Source organism: Neisseria sp. HMSC066H01, from assembly GCF_001837375.1.
In the GTDB taxonomy this organism is placed as follows: Bacteria; Pseudomonadota; Gammaproteobacteria; order Burkholderiales; family Neisseriaceae; genus Neisseria.
This window is the reverse complement of sequence record NZ_KV832182.1, coordinates 1-289: the sequence shown is the minus strand read 5'-3', so window position 1 is coordinate 289 and position 289 is coordinate 1. Positions and strand designations below refer to the sequence as shown.

General features: G+C 30.4%; 1 pseudogene. It reads right to left on the bottom strand.

Going from position 1 to position 289, the window contains the following annotated elements:
- Positions 1-168 precede the first annotated feature (168 nt).
- Positions 169-289, bottom strand: a pseudogene (locus tag HMPREF2551_RS10460) (IS110 family transposase); the annotation flags it as partial.

Genomic DNA, 289 nt, shown 5'->3' with positions numbered 1-289 from the left:
AAGATAGTGTATTGAATAGTCAAATAACTTTACATTTCTTAAAGTTGAAACAATACGCACCCTGATTTGTTCAGGGTGTTTTGTTTGATATTAAATGATTTTGCGTTTAATTTTTTTATTTATTTTTCAGTAAATTAAAAATAGCCGGCGAAAGCCCGGTTTAATTTTTCATTTATATCTTTCCGGCTCAAAATCTTGACCGTTTTTTAATAAGTTGAAAGCTATCACGGCAAGTTTACGCATGATTGCTATCAGTATGAGTTTTATGGGCTTTCCTTTGGCTTTTAAT